The organism is Olleya sp. KJ81-1 (assembly GCF_055808135.1).
Genome location: NZ_CM147854.1, coordinates 1,598,735 through 1,618,399, shown reverse-complemented (window position 1 = coordinate 1,618,399; position 19,665 = coordinate 1,598,735). Strand labels below are relative to the sequence as shown.

4 protein-coding genes and 1 pseudogene are annotated in these 19,665 nt (G+C 37.0%); 4 read left to right on the top strand and 1 reads right to left on the bottom strand.

From position 1 onward, the window contains the following. The first annotated feature begins 11 nt into the window (after positions 1-11). The 3 genes from rpoC (at position 12) to AC0L3M_RS07700 (ending at position 4,723) form a co-directional block, all read left to right on the top strand. Positions 12-2,309 carry a DNA-directed RNA polymerase subunit beta' gene (rpoC, locus tag AC0L3M_RS07710; RefSeq protein WP_473432405.1) on the top strand — a complete coding sequence of 766 codons (2,298 nt, stop codon included), beginning with the start codon at positions 12-14 and terminating at the stop codon, positions 2,307-2,309. Further along, positions 2,302-4,311 carry a DNA-directed RNA polymerase subunit beta' gene (locus AC0L3M_RS07705; RefSeq protein WP_473432489.1) on the top strand — a complete coding sequence of 670 codons (2,010 nt, stop codon included), beginning with the start codon at positions 2,302-2,304 and terminating at the stop codon, positions 4,309-4,311. The genes rpoC and AC0L3M_RS07705 overlap by 8 nt, the downstream gene beginning before the upstream one ends. A 91-nt stretch (positions 4,312-4,402) precedes the next feature. Next, positions 4,403-4,723 (top strand): DUF3467 domain-containing protein, encoded by a 321-nt coding sequence (locus AC0L3M_RS07700; protein ID WP_145002527.1) that lies wholly within the window; start codon positions 4,403-4,405, stop codon positions 4,721-4,723. 219 nt (positions 4,724-4,942) lie between these two features. Here the strand turns inward: AC0L3M_RS07700 and AC0L3M_RS07695 are convergent. After that, positions 4,943-6,531: pseudogene (locus AC0L3M_RS07695) on the bottom strand (peptide chain release factor 3). 387 nt (positions 6,532-6,918) lie between these two features. On the opposite strand from AC0L3M_RS07695, the gene AC0L3M_RS07690 reads away from it, so the two are divergent. Beyond that, positions 6,919-19,620: a carboxypeptidase regulatory-like domain-containing protein gene (locus tag AC0L3M_RS07690; protein WP_473432404.1), complete on the top strand. Its 12,702-nt coding sequence runs from the start codon at positions 6,919-6,921 to the stop codon at positions 19,618-19,620. Positions 19,621-19,665 lie beyond the last annotated feature (45 nt).

Here is a 19,665-nt window from a genome sequence, read left to right as displayed (position 1 = left end):
CTATAAGAATTATGGCAAAAAAGCAAGATAAGAATACAGTACAGAGATTTAACAAAATCTCGATTGGTTTAGCATCACCAGAATCTATATTAGCAGAATCTAGAGGTGAGGTTTTAAAACCAGAAACTATCAATTATCGTACACATAAACCAGAACGTGATGGTTTATTCTGTGAGCGTATTTTTGGTCCTGTAAAGGATTACGAATGTGCTTGTGGTAAATATAAGCGTATTAGATATAAAGGAATTGTTTGCGACCGTTGTGGAGTTGAAGTTACTGAAAAGAAAGTACGTCGTGATAGAGTAGGACACATTAATTTAGTAGTCCCTGTTGCTCACATTTGGTACTTCCGTTCTTTACCAAATAAAATAGGATACATTTTAGGATTACCTTCTAAGAAATTAGATATGATTATTTACTACGAACGTTATGTAGTAATTCAACCTGGTAATGCTAAAAATGAAGAAGGAGAGCCTTTACAAAAATTAGATTTTTTAACTGAAGAAGAGTACTTAAATATTTTAGAAACACTTCCTCAAGATAATCAATATTTAGATGATACAGACCCAAGCAAGTTTATTGCTAAAATGGGAGCTGAGTGTCTTATTGACTTATTATCTAGAATAGACTTAGACACGTTATCTTACGAGTTACGTCATAAAGCTAATACAGAAACGTCTAAACAACGTAAAACAGAAGCTTTAAAACGTTTACAAGTAGTAGAAGCTTTACGTGAGTCTAATGAAAATAGAGAGAATCGTCCAGAATGGATGATAATGAAAGTAGTGCCAATTATACCACCAGAATTAAGACCATTAGTGCCTTTAGATGGTGGACGTTTTGCTACTTCTGATTTAAATGATTTATATCGTCGTGTAATTATCCGTAACAACCGTCTTAAAAGATTAGTTGAGATAAAAGCACCAGAGGTTATTTTACGTAACGAAAAACGTATGTTACAAGAGTCTGTAGATTCTTTATTTGATAACACACGTAAGTCGTCTGCAGTAAAAACAGATTCTAACAGACCTTTAAAGTCTTTATCAGATTCACTTAAAGGTAAGCAAGGTCGTTTCCGTCAAAACTTACTTGGTAAGCGTGTGGATTATTCAGCACGTTCTGTAATTGTTGTTGGACCAGAATTAAAATTATTTGAATGTGGATTGCCAAAAAATATGGCAGCAGAATTATACAAGCCTTTTGTAATTAGAAAATTAATTGAAAGAGGTATAGTTAAAACTGTAAAATCTGCTAAAAAGATTATAGATAAAAGAGAACCAGTTGTTTGGGATATATTAGAAAATGTTTTAAAAGGACACCCAGTGCTTTTAAATCGTGCTCCTACGTTACACAGACTTGGAATTCAAGCTTTTCAACCTAAATTAATTGAGGGTAAAGCAATCCAATTACATCCATTAGCATGTGCTGCATTTAATGCGGATTTTGATGGTGACCAGATGGCTGTTCACTTACCATTAGGACCTGAAGCGATACTAGAATGTCAGATGTTGATGTTAGCATCTCATAATATCTTAAACCCTGCAAATGGTGCTCCAGTTACTGTACCTTCTCAGGATATGGTACTTGGTTTATATTATATGACTAAGCACAGATATTCTACACCTGAAGTTCCAGTAAGAGGTGAAGGATTAACATTTTACTCTGCAGAAGAAGTAACAATTGCTTACAATGAAAAGAGAGTAGAATTAAACGCAGGTATTAAAGTTAGAGCAATGGACTTTAATGAAGCTGGCGAACTAGTGTATCAAATTATTGAAACTACTGTTGGTCGTGTTTTGTTTAACGAAAAAGTTCCAGCAGCAGCAGGTTTTATTAATGAAGTATTAACTAAAAAATCTTTAAGAGATATTATTGGTAATATTTTAAAAGTAACTAGTGTACCTGAAACTGCAGCTTTCTTAGATGAAATTAAAACTTTAGGATACAACTTCGCATTTAGAGGAGGTTTATCTTTCAGTTTAGGAGATATTATTATCCCACCAGAAAAGCAATCTATGATTGATGCTGCCAACCAAAAAGTTGATGGTGTTACTGGTAACTATAACATGGGATTAATTACAAATAACGAACGTTATAACCAAGTTATTGATATTTGGACGTCTACCAATGCGGAATTGACTGAATTGTCAATGAAACGTATTAGAGAGGACCAACAAGGATTCAACTCGGTGTATATGATGCTTGATTCTGGAGCACGTGGATCTAAAGAACAGATTCGTCAGCTTACAGGTATGCGTGGATTAATGGCTAAGCCTAAAAAATCTACTAGGTGGAGGATCTATTATTGAAAACCCGATCTTATCAAACTTTAAGGAAGGATTATCAATTTTAGAATACTTTATATCAACTCACGGTGCACGTAAAGGTCTTGCCGATACAGCACTTAAAACTGCCGATGCAGGTTATTTAACACGTCGTTTAGTGGATGTTTCACAAGATGTTATTGTTAATAGCGAAGACTGTGGTACATTAAGAGGAGTAGAAGTTTCTGCACTTAAGAAAAATGATGAAGTTGTTGAGAAATTAGAAGCACGTATAGTAGGTCGTATTTCATTAAATGATGTATATGATCCTTTAAGTGAAGAAGTTTTAGCAGAAGCAGGTCAATTAATTGACGAAGTTGTAGCAGCTAGAATCGAGAATTCACCAATTGAGTCTGTAGAAGTTCGTTCGCCATTATCTTGTGAAGCTAAAAAAGGTATCTGTGCGCAGTGTTACGGTCGTAATTTAGCTACCAATAAAATGGTACAACGTGGTGAAGCAGTTGGAGTTGTAGCAGCACAATCTATTGGAGAACCAGGTACTCAGTTAACACTTCGTACATTCCACGTTGGAGGTATTGCAGGTAACATTTCTGAAGAAAACAAACTTGTAGTTAAGTTTGATGGTATAGCAGAAATTGAAGATTTAAAAACTGTTAAAGGTACTGACAACGATGGTAAAGCAGTAGATGTTGTAATCTCTCGTACATCAGAACTTAAGTTAGTAGATAAGAAAACAGGAATTACCTTAAGTACTAATAATATTCCTTATGGTTCTCACGTTTTTGTTAAAAATGGAGATCCTTTAAAAGCTGGAGATGTTGTTTGTTCTTGGGATCCATATAACGGAGTTATTATTTCAGAATTTGCTGGAAAAGTTAGATATGAAAATATCGAACAAGGTATAACTTATCAAGTTGAAATTGATGAGCAAACAGGTTTCCAAGAAAAAGTAATTTCTGAATCTAGAAATAAAAAATTAATACCAACACTTATTGTTGAAGACGGTAAAGGTGAAGCAATTCGTTCTTATAACTTACCAGTAGGTGCGCACATCATGATTGATGATGGAGAAAAAGTTAAGGTTGGAAAAATCTTAGTTAAAATTCCTCGTAAATCTGCAAAAGCTGGTGATATTACAGGAGGTTTACCACGTGTTACAGAATTGTTTGAAGCTCGTAACCCTTCTAATCCAGCAGTAGTAAGTGCTATTGATGGTGTTGTATCTTTTGGTAAAATTAAGAGAGGTAATCGTGAGATTATCGTAGAATCTAAATTAGGAGAAATTAAGAAATACCTAGTTAAGCTATCTAGTCAAATTCTTGTACAAGAAAATGACTTTATTAAAGCAGGAATGCCATTATCTGATGGTTCAGTTACACCAAATGACATTTTAAATATTAAAGGACCATCTGCTGTACAACAATACTTAGTTAACGAAGTGCAAGAAGTATATCGTTTACAAGGTGTGAAAATTAATGATAAGCATTTTGAAGTTGTCGTACGACAAATGATGCGTAAAGTAAGAATTATTGATTCTGGGGATACTATCTTCTTAGAGGATCAATTAGCACATAAATCTGATTTTATTGAAGAAAATGATAACATTTTTGGAATGAAAGTAGTAGAAAATGCTGGTGATTCTTCAAACTTAAAAGAAGGTCAGATTATATCTGCTTTCCAATTAAGAGATGAAAACTCTATTTTACGTCGTGAAGATAAACAACTAGTTATAGCAAGAGACGCGCAGCCTGCAACAGCGACGCCAATTTTACAAGGTATTACTAGAGCTTCTTTACAGACTAAATCATTTATTTCTGCAGCTTCTTTCCAAGAGACTACTAAAGTATTAAATGAAGCAGCTGTAGCTGGTAAGATTGATACATTAGAAGGACTTAAAGAAAATGTAATTGTAGGTCATCGTATACCAGCAGGAACAGGTATGAGAGCTTATGATAATATTATCGTTGGATCTAAAGAAGAGTTTGATCAAATGATGAAAGCTAAACAAGAAGTTAATTATAACTAATTGTAAATCAATATAATGTTGATTTTATAAGTAATTTAATAATTAAAAGAATCCTGCAATTTGCAGGATTCTTTGTTTAAAAAAATAACATATGTCAGATAATAATGATAATAAACCTAAACAAGGTCAAATTAATATAGAATTAGACGAGAAAATTGCAGAGGGTATTTACTCTAACTTAGCTATTATAAATCACTCAGTTTCAGAGTTTGTTGTTGATTTTGTTAGTATAATGCCTGGTACGCCTAAAAGTAAAGTAAAGTCTAGAATTATATTAACACCACAACATGCTAAAAGATTATTAAAAGCTTTAAGCGAAAATGTTAAGAGATTTGAAAAAGCACATGGCGAAATTAAAGATTATGAACAGCCACCAATTCCTTTAAATTTTGGACCTACTGGGCAAGCATAAATAAAAAAGCCTTTCTATAAAATTAAAAAGGCTTTTTTATATTAGTTAAAATTTAAATAGTCAAAAACTATTCTAAAAATATTTAAAATTAGTTTTAACTATATTGATCAGGTTTTTGACTTTATTTAACCGCATTTAAAGAGGCTTTAGTAAATTTAAATAGTAACATTAAGTGTGGAGTTCTATCGTGTATTAAAACGATTTAAATGTGATTTTTTACTATTCAAATTCCGAAACGTAATGAAATTTAACACTTGGATATTTTTGTTGAGTCATTTGTAAAGAAAATGGCGAATCTGCTAAAAATACTAACTGTCCTCTTTTATCCTTAGCCAAGTAGCGTTGTTTAACGCGTAAAAATTCTTTGTACTCACTATTTTTTTTGTCTTCAGGATCAACCCAACATGCTTTATACACATTTAGGTTTTCATAGGTACATTTAGCACCATATTCATGTTCTAACCTATATTGTATAACTTCATATTGTAAAGCTCCAACAGTACCAATTACCTTTCTTCCATTAAGTTCTAATGTAAATAACTGTGCAACACCTTCGTCCATTAACTGATCTATTCCTTTAAAAAGTTGTTTAGACTTTAATGGGTCTGCATTATTTATATATCTAAAGTGCTCAGGAGAAAAACTTGGTATTCCTTTATAGTTTAGTATTTCACCTTCTGTAAGTGTATCACCAATTTTAAAGGTTCCAGTATCTTGTAAACCAACAATATCACCAGGATAAGAGATATCTACAATTTCTTTTTTTCTGCAAAAAAAGCATTTGGGCTAGAAAATTTTACTTTTTTATTATGTCTTACATGTAAATACGGAGTGTTTCTTTTAAACTCACCCGAAACTATTTTAACAAAGGCTAATCTATTTCTATGATTAGGATCCATGTTTGCGTGTATTTTAAATACAAAACCAGAAAATTTATCTTCCTCAGGTAAAACAAGTCGCTCTTCACTATTTTTTGGTCTTGGTTTCGGAGCTATTTCCACAAAACAATCTAATAATTCTCTAACACCAAAACTGTTTAATGCTGATCCAAAAAATACAGGCTGTAACTCTCCTTTTAAGTAATCTTCGTTACTAAATTTAGGGTAGATACCTTCAACTAATTCAATTTCTTCACGTAAAGTCTTGGCTGCTTTCTCTCCTATTAAAGTATTTAACTCTGTCGATTCAAGATCATTTATTTCAATGGTTTCTTCAATGTTTTTTCTACTGTCACCACTAAAAAGATTAATATTTTTCTCCCAAATATTATATATTCCTTTAAAATCATAACCCATACCAATCGGGAAACTTAAAGGTGTTACTGTTAATTTTAATTTTTGTTCTATTTCATCTAATAATTCAAAAGCATCTTTACCCTCACGATCCATTTTATTAATAAAAACAATCATTGGTATGTTACGCATTCTACAAACTTCTACAAGTTTTTCCGTTTGTTCCTCAACACCTTTAGCAACATCAATAACAACTATTACACTATCTACAGCTGTTAATGTTCTAAAGGTATCTTCAGCAAAATCCTTATGTCCAGGGGTATCTAAGATGTTTATTTTGATACCATCATATTCAAATGCAAGGACAGAAGTAGCTACAGATATACCACGTTGGCGTTCAATTTCCATAAAATCACTAGTGGCACCTTTTTTAATTTTGTTACTCTTAACTGCTCCAGCTTCATTAATTGCTCCACCAAAAAGTAACAACTTTTCTGTAAGTGTTGTTTTTCCTGCATCAGGATGTGATATAATACCAAAGGTTCTCCTTCTTTTTATTTCGTCTAAAAACTTCATTAAAATAATTTTTACAAATATATAGGTATAGGCTTAGATGTCCTACTAGTCAAAACCATTTATTATTTCATTTAATAGTGTTGTAAGTACTTGATAATCAATAAAACTTTAAGGAAAATTCATACATTTAATGATAATTTAAATTTTTATCTATCATATTTGCACTTTATCGATAATGATTTTTAAAATGTGAATGATTTTTTTGTTTTTCGATGTAATGTTTGTCCGAAAAAACTACACTTTAACGAAAATTAACACTTTTAGGCGTGTATTTAAATCTTAAAAGAGTGTAAGTAATTAAATTCGCACTTCGTGTGGATAAAACCACAATTAATAGCAAATACTATTTTTTAAAATTGATTATTAAATAATCTTACCCTCAACAACATGAAAATCTTTTTTCGATTATCTAGAGACAAAGCACTTGGTTTATTGGTGTTTACTTTATTTTCTTTTACTAGTTTATTTTCTCAGACTAATGCGCCAAGTATAAAAACAGGTGTTTCTTTTCAGTGGAGTGATGTGCAAACGACGCTTAATGATCCCGCTACAATTCAGAGTATAACTGTAGGCACAAGAGTTTTTGTGGATTTTGGTAGCCCTCAGTCTTATGCTATGACTCAACTAGGTACTACTGGTGGAGATGCTGCCAATAGAGTGCGTCTTAACAACACTCTCGTTGAGTCTACTAGTGCTAGTCCAACTTGGGATGCATCAGCTTTAGCAGCATTTCAAGATAAAAATTTGAATCACTTTTTTGAAGCGAGTAATAATGGACAAGCTATTTGTAATGATTTTGCAGCAGCTCAATCAACTTTAATTGCGCAGAAGCAAACATTTTCATATTCTCCGGCTATACGTAGTACTTCAGGAAGTATTATAGCGATTACAGAACGTAACGCAAATAATTGCTATCATATTGAGTTTTTTGGAACTCCAGAAGGTGGAGGTGCTAATCAATCTTTGGGTTCTACTTTTGTTAATCCTCAAGGTCCTACTTACTATGGTCATGGAGGAACCGGTAGTCCTAGTAGTTTTGGTGCTGTTGGTACGGTAGTAGCTCCAACTAGTACTTCTGATTATTGGTTAAGTGACAGAGTAGTGGTTACCAATGGTGGGACTATTGGTATTGCTCTTTTTTACGTAAACGATATAGCTCCTCAAGGGTCTTTTATTACGGATGTAAGAATTACTGCAACAAGTGCTGATCACGGAGACGGTAAATTATTTATTTTTTCTTTACCAGATGAAGATGGTGATGGATTTAGTGATATTGATGATTTAGATGATGATGATGATGGTATTTTAGATATTGACGAATCAAATGGCTATTCTCCAAGTTATGATGAAGATGGAGATGGTATTCCAAATTGGAATGATACAATAGACAATGGTACTGGAGATGGTAGTTTCACAGACTATGCTGATGCTAATGGAGATGGTGTGCCAGATGTATATGATTTTGATGGTGATGGAATTCCTAATCATTTAGATTTTGATTCAGATAATGATGGTTGTTTTGATGCTTTAGAAGGTGGAGATGGAATAGTTCCAACAGAACTGAATCCTAATGGATCATTAAATGGGGATATAGATGCGGTTACAGGTGTACCAAACAATGTTAATGTAAATAATGGACAAACTATTGGGAACTCTCAAGATGCTTTAGCGTATGATGCTAATGGACAATGTGATAGAGATAACGATGGTGTTTTAGATGGTAGTGATATATGTCAAGGCTCAGATGATAGTGTTGATATAGATAATGATGGTGTGCCAAATGGTTGTGATTTAGATAATGATAATGATGGTATATTGGATATAAATGAGTGTTACGAGTCTAATCCAGGAAATGTTGTTCCTGATGGTATTGAAGATGGTAATTTTCCAAATGGCTATTGGGATGCCGAATATTACGATGGACACTTTGCAATTGCTAGTTCGACATTTAACAATAGTAATCAAGATAGTCAATTAAATGGATCAGTAGGAATACCAGTGTTTAGAGGAGAGGCTTTTCTAGGAATAAATTCTTTTAGTTTTACAGATGCTAGAGATTACAATTCACAAACTGGTCCTTTTGATACAAATACAAGCACAGGTTTAGTGCCAGTAAATTATGTTGGTGCTAATACAAATGATGTGGCTTTCCAGCCTTATTATCAAACAATTTTTAAAAGAAGTTTCGAGTTAGCTGGACAGCTAAGTTATGGAGGTCCAGGCTTTAACATTGATGATGTCTTAGAGGTTTTTGTAAATGGTACAAGAGTAGCTTTTAAGGCTAATTGTTGTGGAGCTAGCACTACACCTAATGTTGCAGAAATTCAAACCATAAACCCAGGAGACCAGATTGAAATTAGATATACTAATTTAGGATTTGTTGGAAGATATGCCTTCAATTTTGAATTCTTACCAACTTGTAATAATGATGTAGATGGAGATGGAATTCCTAATGGAATAGATTTAGATTCTGATAATGATGGATGTTTTGATGCGTTAGAAGGAGGTGATAATATATTAGCTAGTAATGTTCTTGCTAATGGACAGTTAGATGGCGGTGTTAATTCAACAACAGGTGTACCTAACAATGTTGATGTAAACAATGGACAAACCGCTGGGACATCTACAGATAATACCCAATTTGATTCATTTGGCCAATGTGATTCTGATGGAGATGGAGTAATTGATACAAATGATATATGTAACGGTTTCGATGATAGTGCTGACATTGATAATGATGGTGTGCCAAATGGTTGTGATTTAGATAATGATAATGATGGTATTTTAGATTTAAATGAAGGTGCTTGTGCTTCTCAGGTTTTATCTGGAGCTTGGGTTATTGCTGGTAATACAGCTTCTTATGATTTTGGTAATGGTGTTATAGCAGAAGTTTCAACATCAAATGCAATAGATTTTACAGCTGGTAATTTTACAAACGATTCTTTTTGGACAGAAAATTTAGCTAATGCTACATCTTTACAAAACCAATATATTTGGGGTAGTACGCTTACTGTTAATTATGTAGACGCACTTGGTAATCCTGTTACTGTTACTAATCCAATCATTCATTTAGATAGGTTAGGAGGGACAGATGGAGTTACAACTCAAAATGGTGCAATTGTAACATTGCTTAATGGTTTAACTTGGAATGAATTAACAGGAACTTCTGATTTTAATGTAGCGTCTTCCACAGCATCAGATACAGGTATAAACGCTCCTGCAGATCCTGCACATACCCAAGAAAGTACTCAAAATGATTCCGATGGAACAGCTGCAGGTACAGTTCAAATTAATGGTGAAATTTCAACCTTTACTTTACAATTTGTTCAAGGTGGTTTATTTGGTACAGGTACCGATGGTATAGAACTAATATTATCTGCTTGTCAAAGTTTAGATACAGATAATGATGGTACTCCAGATTATTTAGATAATGATAGTGATGGTGATGGATGCCCAGATTCAATTGAAGGAGGAGATAATATTGATATAGCTAATGTTGATATTTCCACTGGACAATTAACAGGAACTGTAGATTCTACTACAGGTGTACCTAATGATGTAGATGTGAATTCAGGTCAAACTTTAGGGAATTCTGCTAACGATGAAGTAAATGCTTGTTTAGGAAGCGTAAGCGGAACGGTAGTCGATGAGAATGGTGATCCAGTATCAGGAATCGTAGTAACATTAGATGATGGTGATGCAGCAACAGTTGATCCAACCGTAACAACAGGCGTTGATGGAACCTATGAATTTACAGACGTACCAGTAGGAGACTATACAATCGTACAGACAATACCAGCTAATACAGATGTAGTTGATGGTGATACAACAGATGATGGTGATACAGTAGTAAATACAGACACAACAGATGGAAGTATTCCAGTAACGGTAACAGCAGGCGAAGTTGATGCAGATAACAACTTTGAGAATAGTCCAGCACCAGGAAGCGTAAGCGGAACGGTAGTCGATGAGAATGGTGATCCAGTATCAGGAATCGTAGTAACATTAGACGATGGTGATGCAGCAACAGTTGATCCAACCGTAACAACAGGCATTGATGGAACTTATGAATTTACAGACGTACCAGTAGGAGATTATACAATCGTACAGACAATACCAGCTAACACAGAAGTAGTTGATGGCGATACAACAGACGATGGTGATACTGTAGTAAATACAGACACAACAGATGGAAGTATTCCAGTAACGGTAACAGCAGGCGAAGTTGACGCAGATAACAACTTTGAGAATAGTCCAGCACCAGGAAGCGTAAGCGGAACGGTAGTCGATGAGAATGGTGATCCAGTATCAGGAATCGTAGTAACATTAGACGATGGTGATGCAGCAACAGTTGATCCAACCGTAACAACAGGCATTGATGGAACTTATGAATTTACAGACGTACCAGTAGGAGATTATACAATCGTACAGACAATACCAGCTAACACAGAAGTAGTTGATGGCGATACAACAGACGATGGTGATACAGTAGTAAATACAGACACAACAGATGGAAGTATTCCAGTAACGGTAACAGCAGGCGAAGTTGATGCAGATAACAACTTTGAGAATAGTCCAGCACCAGGAAGCGTAAGCGGAACGGTAGTCGATGAGAATGGTGATTCAGTATCAGGAATCGTAGTAACATTAGACGATGGTGATGCAGCAACAGTTGATCCAACCGTAACAACAGGCATTGATGGAACTTATGAATTTACAGACGTACCAGTAGGAGATTATACAATCGTACAGACAATACCAGCTAACACAGAAGTAGTTGATGGCGATACAACAGACGATGGTGATACAGTAGTAAATACAGACACAACAGATGGAAGTATTCCAGTAACGGTAACAGCAGGCGAAGTTGACGCAGATAACAACTTTGAGAATAGTCCAGCACCAGGAAGCGTAAGCGGAACGGTAGTCGATGAGAATGGTGATCCAGTATCAGGAATCGTAGTAACATTAGATGATGGTGATGCAGCAACAGTTGATCCAACCGTAACAACAGGCGTTGATGGAACCTATGAATTTACAGACGTACCAGTAGGAGACTATACAATCGTACAGACAATACCAGCTAACACAGATGTAGTTGATGGTGATACAACAGATGATGGTGATACAGTAGTAAATACAGACACAACAGATGGAAGTATTCCAGTAACGGTAACAGCAGGCGAAGTTGATGCAGATAATAACTTTGAGAATAGTCCAGCACCAGGAAGCGTAAGCGGAACGGTAGTCGATGAAAATGGTGATCCAGTATCAGGAATCGTAGTAACATTAGATGATGGTGATGCAGCAACAGTTGATCCAACCGTAACAACAGGCGTTGATGGAACCTATGAATTTACAGACGTACCAGTAGGAGACTATACAATCGTACAGACAATACCAGCTAACACAGAAGTAGTTGATGGTGATACAACAGACGATGGTGATACAGTAGTAAATACAGACACAACAGATGGAAGTATTCCAGTAACGGTAACAGCAGGCGAAGTTGATGCAGATAATAACTTTGAGAATAGTCCAGCACCAGGAAGCGTAAGCGGAACGGTAGTCGATGAAAATGGTGATCCAGTATCAGGAATCGTAGTAACATTAGATGATGGTGATGCAGCAACAGTTGATCCAACCGTAACAACAGGCGTTGATGGAACCTATGAATTTACAGACGTACCAGTAGGAGACTATACAATCGTACAGACAATACCAGCTAACACAGATGTAGTTGATGGTGATACAACAGATGATGGTGATACAGTAGTAAATACAGACACAACAGATGGAAGTATTCCAGTAACGGTAACAGCAGGCGAAGTTGACGCAGATAACAACTTTGAGAATAGTCCAGCACCAGGAAGCGTAAGTGGAACGGTAGTCGATGAGAATGGTGATCCAGTATCAGGAATCGTAGTAACATTAGATGATGGTGATGCAGCAACAGTTGATCCAACCGTAACAACAGGCGTTGATGGAACCTATGAATTTACAGACGTACCAGTAGGAGACTATACAATCGTACAGACAATACCAGCTAACACAGATGTAGTTGATGGTGATACAACAGACGATGGTGATACTGTAGTAAATACAGACACAACAGATGGAAGTATTCCAGTAACGGTAACAGCAGGCGAAGTTGACGCAGATAACAACTTTGAGAATAGTCCAGCACCAGGAAGCGTAAGCGGAACGGTAGTCGATGAGAATGGTGATCCAGTATCAGGAATCGTAGTAACATTAGACGATGGTGATGCAGCAACAGTTGATCCAACCGTAACAACAGGCGTTGATGGAACCTATGAATTTACAGACGTACCAGTAGGAGACTATACAATCGTACAGACAATACCAGCTAACACAGAAGTAGTTGATGGTGATACAACAGACGATGGTGATACAGTAGTAAATACAGACACAACAGATGGAAGTATTCCAGTAACGGTAACAGCAGGCGAAGTTGATGCAGATAATAACTTTGAGAATAGTCCAGCACCAGGAAGCGTAAGCGGAACGGTAGTCGATGAAAATGGTGATCCAGTATCAGGAATCGTAGTAACATTAGATGATGGTGATGCAGCAACAGTTGATCCAACCGTAACAACAGGCGTTGATGGAACCTATGAATTTACAGACGTACCAGTAGGAGACTATACAATCGTACAGACAATACCAGCTAACACAGAAGTAGTTGATGGTGATACAACAGACGATGGTGATACAGTAGTAAATACAGACACAACAGATGGAAGTATTCCAGTAACGGTAACAGCAGGCGAAGTTGATGCAGATAATAACTTTGAGAATAGTCCAGCACCAGGAAGCGTAAGTGGAACGGTAGTCGATGAGAATGGTGATCCAGTATCAGGAATCGTAGTAACATTAGATGATGGTGATGCAGCAACAGTTGATCCAACCGTAACAACAGGCGTTGATGGAACCTATGAATTTACAGACGTACCAGTAGGAGACTATACAATCGTACAGACAATACCAGCTAACACAGATGTAGTTGATGGTGATACAACAGATGATGGTGATACAGTAGTAAATACAGACACAACAGATGGAAGTATTCCAGTAACGGTAACAGCAGGCGAAGTTGATGCAGATAATAACTTTGAGAATAGTCCAGCACCAGGAAGCGTAAGCGGAACGGTAGTCGATGAAAATGGTGATCCAGTATCAGGAATCGTAGTAACATTAGATGATGGTGATGCAGCAACAGTTGATCCAACCGTAACAACAGGCGTTGATGGAACCTATGAATTTACAGACGTACCAGTAGGAGACTATACAATCGTACAGACAATACCAGCTAACACAGAAGTAGTTGATGGTGATACAACAGACGATGGTGATACAGTAGTAAATACAGACACAACAGATGGAAGTATTCCAGTAACGGTAACAGCAGGCGAAGTTGATGCAGATAATAACTTTGAGAATAGTCCAGCACCAGGAAGCGTAAGCGGAACGGTAGTCGATGAAAATGGTGATCCAGTATCAGGAATCGTAGTAACATTAGATGATGGTGATGCAGCAACAGTTGATCCAACCGTAACAACAGGCGTTGATGGAACCTATGAATTTACAGACGTACCAGTAGGAGACTATACAATCGTACAGACAATACCAGCTAACACAGAAGTAGTTGATGGTGATACAACAGACGATGGTGATACAGTAGTAAATACAGACACAACAGATGGAAGTATTCCAGTAACGGTAACAGCAGGCGAAGTTGATGCAGATAATAACTTTGAGAATAGTCCAGCACCAGGAAGCGTAAGTGGAACGGTAGTCGATGAGAATGGTGATCCAGTATCAGGAATCGTAGTAACATTAGATGATGGTGATGCAGCAACAGTTGATCCAACCGTAACAACAGGCGTTGATGGAACCTATGAATTTACAGACGTACCAGTAGGAGACTATACAATCGTACAGACAATACCAGCTAATACAGAAGTAGTTGATGGTGATACAACAGACGATGGTGATACAGTAGTAAATACAGACACAACAGATGGAAGTATTCCAGTAACGGTAACAGCAGGCGAAGTTGACGCAGATAACAACTTTGAGAATAGTCCAGCACCAGGAAGCGTAAGTGGAACGGTAGTCGATGAGAATGGTGATCCAGTATCAGGAATCGTAGTAACATTAGATGATGGTGATGCAGCAACAGTTGATCCAACCGTAACAACAGGCGTTGATGGAACCTATGAATTTACAGACGTACCAGTTGGAGACTATACAATCGTACAGACAATACCAGCTAATACAGAAGTAGTTGATGGTGATACAACAGACGATGGTGATACAGTAGTAAATACAGACACAACAGATGGAAGTATTCCAGTAACGGTAACAGCAGGCGAAGTTGATGCAGATAACAACTTTGAGAATAGTCCAATAGTTGGAGATTTAACGGGAGTTGTATTTGAAGACATCAACGGAGATGGTATTCAAGATGCAGGCGAAGAAGGAATTGAAGGAGTAGATATAGTTATTACCGATGTTGACGGAAACGAAACGACAGTAACAACAGGAATAGACGGAATATGGACAGCAACAGACATTCCAGTAGGAGATACAGAGGTTGATGTTGACGAGACAACGTTACCAACCGATATTACAGATACTTTAACAACAACGGATTCAGATCCAGAAATAGTAACTGTATTAGAAGGTGTAGCAACAGTAACAATAGATGACGGATATGCACCAGTAGATATCGATTCAGATGGAGATGGAGTTTTAGACTCAGTAGAAGTTGCAAATGGTACAGATCCTAATAATGAATGTAATTATAACATTCCAGATATTACTGAAGAAATTACCGCAATAACAGATTGTGATAATGACGGATTATTAGATGTTGAAGAAATTACAGGAGTTGATGATCCATTAACACCAGCAGATCCAGCAGGAAACACAACAGATCCAACAGATCCAGATACAGATGGTGACGGAGTAACAGATGGACAAGAAGCATTAGATGGAACAGATCCAAATGATGCATGTGAGTATGTAATCGCAAGTATTACCTTACCAATCGATTCAGGAGCAGATTGTGATAATGACGGATTAACAGATGCAGAGGAAATCACAGGAGTTGATGATCCATTAACACCAGCAGATCCAGCAGGAAACACAACAGATCCAACAGATCCAGACACAGATGGTGACGGAGTAACAGATGGACAAGAAGCATTAGACGGAACAGATCCAAATGATGCATGTGAGTATGTAATCGCAAGTATTACCTTACCAATCGATTCAGGAGCAGATTGTGATAATGACGGATTAACAGATGCAGAAGAAATCACAGGAGTTGATGATCCATTAACACCAGCAGATCCAGCAGGAAACACAACAGATCCAACAGATCCAGACACAGATGGTGACGGAGTAACAGATGGACAAGAAGCATTAGATGGAACAGATCCAAATGATGCATGTGAGTATGTAATTGCAAGTATTACCTTACCAATCGATTCAGGAGCAGATTGTGATAATGACGGATTATTAGATGTTGAAGAAATTACAGGAGTTGATGATCCATTAACACCAGCAGATCCAGCAGGAAACACAACAGATCCAACAGATCCAGACACAGATGGTGACGGAGTAACAGATGGACAAGAAGCATTAGATGGAACAGATCCAAATGATGCATGTGAGTATGTAATTGCAAGTATTACCTTACCAATCGACTCAGGAGCAGATTGTGATAATGACGGATTATTAGATGTTGAAGAAATTACAGGAGTTGATGATCCATTAACACCAGCAGATCCAGCAGGAAACACAACAGATCCAACAGATCCAGATACAGATGGTGACGGAGTAACAGATGGACAAGAAGCATTAGATGGAACAGATCCAAATGATGCATGTGAGTATGTAATCGCAAGTATTACTTTGCCTATCGACTCAGGAGCAGATTGTGATAATGACGGATTAACAGATGCAGAGGAAATTACAGGAGTTGATGATCCATTAACACCAGCAGATCCAGCAGGAAACACAACAGATCCAACAGATCCAGATACAGATGGTGACGGAGTAACAGATGGACAAGAAGCATTAGATGGAACAGATCCAAATGATGCATGTGAGTATGTAATCGCAAGTATTACCTTACCAATCGACTCAGGAGCAGATTGTGATAATGACGGATTATTAGATGTTGAAGAAATCACAGGAGTTGATGATCCATTAACACCAGCAGATCCAGCAGGAAACACAACAGATCCAACAGATCCAGATACAGATGGTGACGGAGTAACAGATGGACAAGAAGCATTAGATGGAACAGATCCAAATGATGCATGTGAGTATGTAATTGCAAGTATTACTTTGCCAATCGACTCAGGAGCAGATTGTGATAATGACGGATTAACAGATGCAGAGGAAATTACAGGAGTTGATGATCCATTAACACCAGCAGATCCAGCAGGAAACACAACAGATCCAACAGATCCAGATACAGATGGTGACGGAGTAACAGATGGACAAGAAGCATTAGATGGAACAGATCCAAATGATGCATGTGAGTATGTAATTGCAAGTATTACCTTACCAATCGACTCAGGAGCAGATTGTGATAATGACGGATTATTAGATGTTGAAGAAATTACAGGAGTTGATGATCCATTAACACCAGCAGATCCAGCAGGAAACACAACAGATCCAACAGATCCAGATACAGATGGTGACGGAGTAACAGATGGACAAGAAGCATTAGATGGAACAGATCCAAATGATGCATGTGAGTATGTAATCGCAAGTATTACTTTGCCTATCGACTCAGGAGCAGATTGTGATAATGACGGATTAACAGATGCAGAGGAAATTACAGGAGTTGATGATCCATTAACACCAGCAGATCCAGCAGGAAACACAACAGATCCAACAGATCCAGATACAGATGGTGACGGAGTAACAGATGGACAAGAAGCATTAGATGGAACAGATCCAAATGATGCATGTGAGTATGTAATCGCAAGTATTACCTTACCAATCGACTCAGGAGCAGATTGTGATAATGACGGATTATTAGATGTTGAAGAAATTACAGGAGTTGATGATCCATTAACACCAGCAGATCCAGCAGGAAACACAACAGATCCAACAGATCCAGATACAGATGGTGACGGAGTAACAGATGGACAAGAAGCATTAGATGGAACAGATCCAAATGATGCATGTGAGTATGTAATCGCAAGTATTACCTTACCAATCGACTCAGGAGCAGATTGTGATAATGACGGATTATTAGATGTTGAAGAAATTACAGGAGTTGATGATCCATTAACACCAGCAGATCCAGCAGGAAACACAACAGATCCAACAGATCCAGATACAGATGGTGACGGAGTAACAGATGGACAAGAAGCATTAGATGGAACAGATCCAAATGATGCATGTGAGTATGTAATCGCAAGTATTACCTTACCAATCGACTCAGGAGCAGATTGTGATAATGACGGATTATTAGATGTTGAAGAAATCACAGGAGTTGATGATCCATTAACACCAGCAGATCCAGCAGGAAACACAACAGATCCAACAGATCCAGACACAGATGGTGACGGAGTAACAGATGGACAAGAAGCATTAGATGGAACAGATCCAAATGATGCATGTGAGTATGTAATCGCAAGTATTACCTTACCAATCGATTCAGGAGCAGATTGTGATAATGACGGATTATTAGATGTTGAAGAAATCACAGGAGTTGATGATCCATTAACACCAGTAGATCCAGCAGGAAACACAACAGATCCAACAGATCCAGATACAGATGGTGACGGAGTAACAGATGGACAAGAAGCATTAGATGGAACAGATCCAAATGATGCATGTGAGTATGTAATCGCAAGTATTACCTTACCAATCGATTCAGGAGCAGATTGTGATAATGACGGATTAACAGATGCAGAGGAAATCACAGGAGTTGATGATCCATTAACACCAGCAGATCCAGCAGGAAACACAACAGATCCAACAGATCCAGACACAGATGGTGACGGAGTAACAGATGGACAAGAAGCATTAGACGGAACAGATCCAAATAACTCATGTGAGTATTTAGAGTCAAGCATTACATTACCTCAAGATGAAGTATATCTGGCAGCAGATTGTGATGGAGATGGTGTGACAAATGGTCAAGAAGTTAGTGATGGTACAGATGCATTAGATCCTTGTGATTACTTAGCAGGAAATCAAGACATAACTTTAGTTTCTGAAGAATGGGAAGCTTTAGATTGTGATGGTGATGGAGTAATTAATGGTACAGAGATATTAGATAGTACAGACCCACAAAACCCATGTGATTTTATTGCAGCAAGTACGACTGTAGCTCAATCTACTGAGTGGTTAAATGGAGATTGTGATAATGATAATGTTCCTAACGGAGTTGAACAATCTGAAGGGGATACTGACGGAGATTCTATACCAGATTATTTGGATACAGATGATGATGGTGATGGAGTGGATACTATCAATGAAGATTATGGTAACACGGATTTTGAAGATGGAGATATAGATCCAACAGGTGATAATGATCCTACTAATGATGATACTGATGGAGATTCTATACCAGATTATTTGGATACAGATGACGATAATGATGGTATACCAACTGAAGATGAGTATCCAGATCCTGACAATAATGGTATTGGATTTGGTGATGATGCAGTCGACAGTGATGGTGACGGTTTACCAGATTATTTAGATGTAAATAACGCATCGCCTCAGGAAGATGATTTAGAGATATTTAATGCTGTTACACCTAATGGCGATGGAGATAATGATGTGTTTATCATTAGAAATATTGAATTATATCCAGAGAATACAGTTAAGATTTATAACAGATGGGGAGTAATTGTTTATGAAACGTCTAGTTATGGTTCTGTAGGAAATTATTTTAATGGTAGATCAAACGGAAGAGTAACAATTCAAGAAGATGAGTTATTACCTGTTGGAACATACTTTTATGTAGTCGAGTATACTGTAGAAGGAGAAACTAAATCTAGAGCAGGATATTTATATCTACAACGATAATAAATCTATAGAGGCAGTGTTAAAGCTGCCTCTGTTATAACAAAA

Excerpts from the sequence above, each read along its gene's own strand:
- rpoC (WP_473432405.1), top strand. The coding sequence starts at position 12 with ATGGCAAAAAAGCAAGATAAGAATACAGTACAGAGATTTAACAAAATC.
- AC0L3M_RS07700 (WP_145002527.1), top strand. The coding sequence starts at position 4,403 with ATGTCAGATAATAATGATAATAAACCTAAACAAGGTCAAATTAATATA.
- AC0L3M_RS07690 (WP_473432404.1), top strand. The coding sequence starts at position 6,919 with ATGAAAATCTTTTTTCGATTATCTAGAGACAAAGCACTTGGTTTATTG.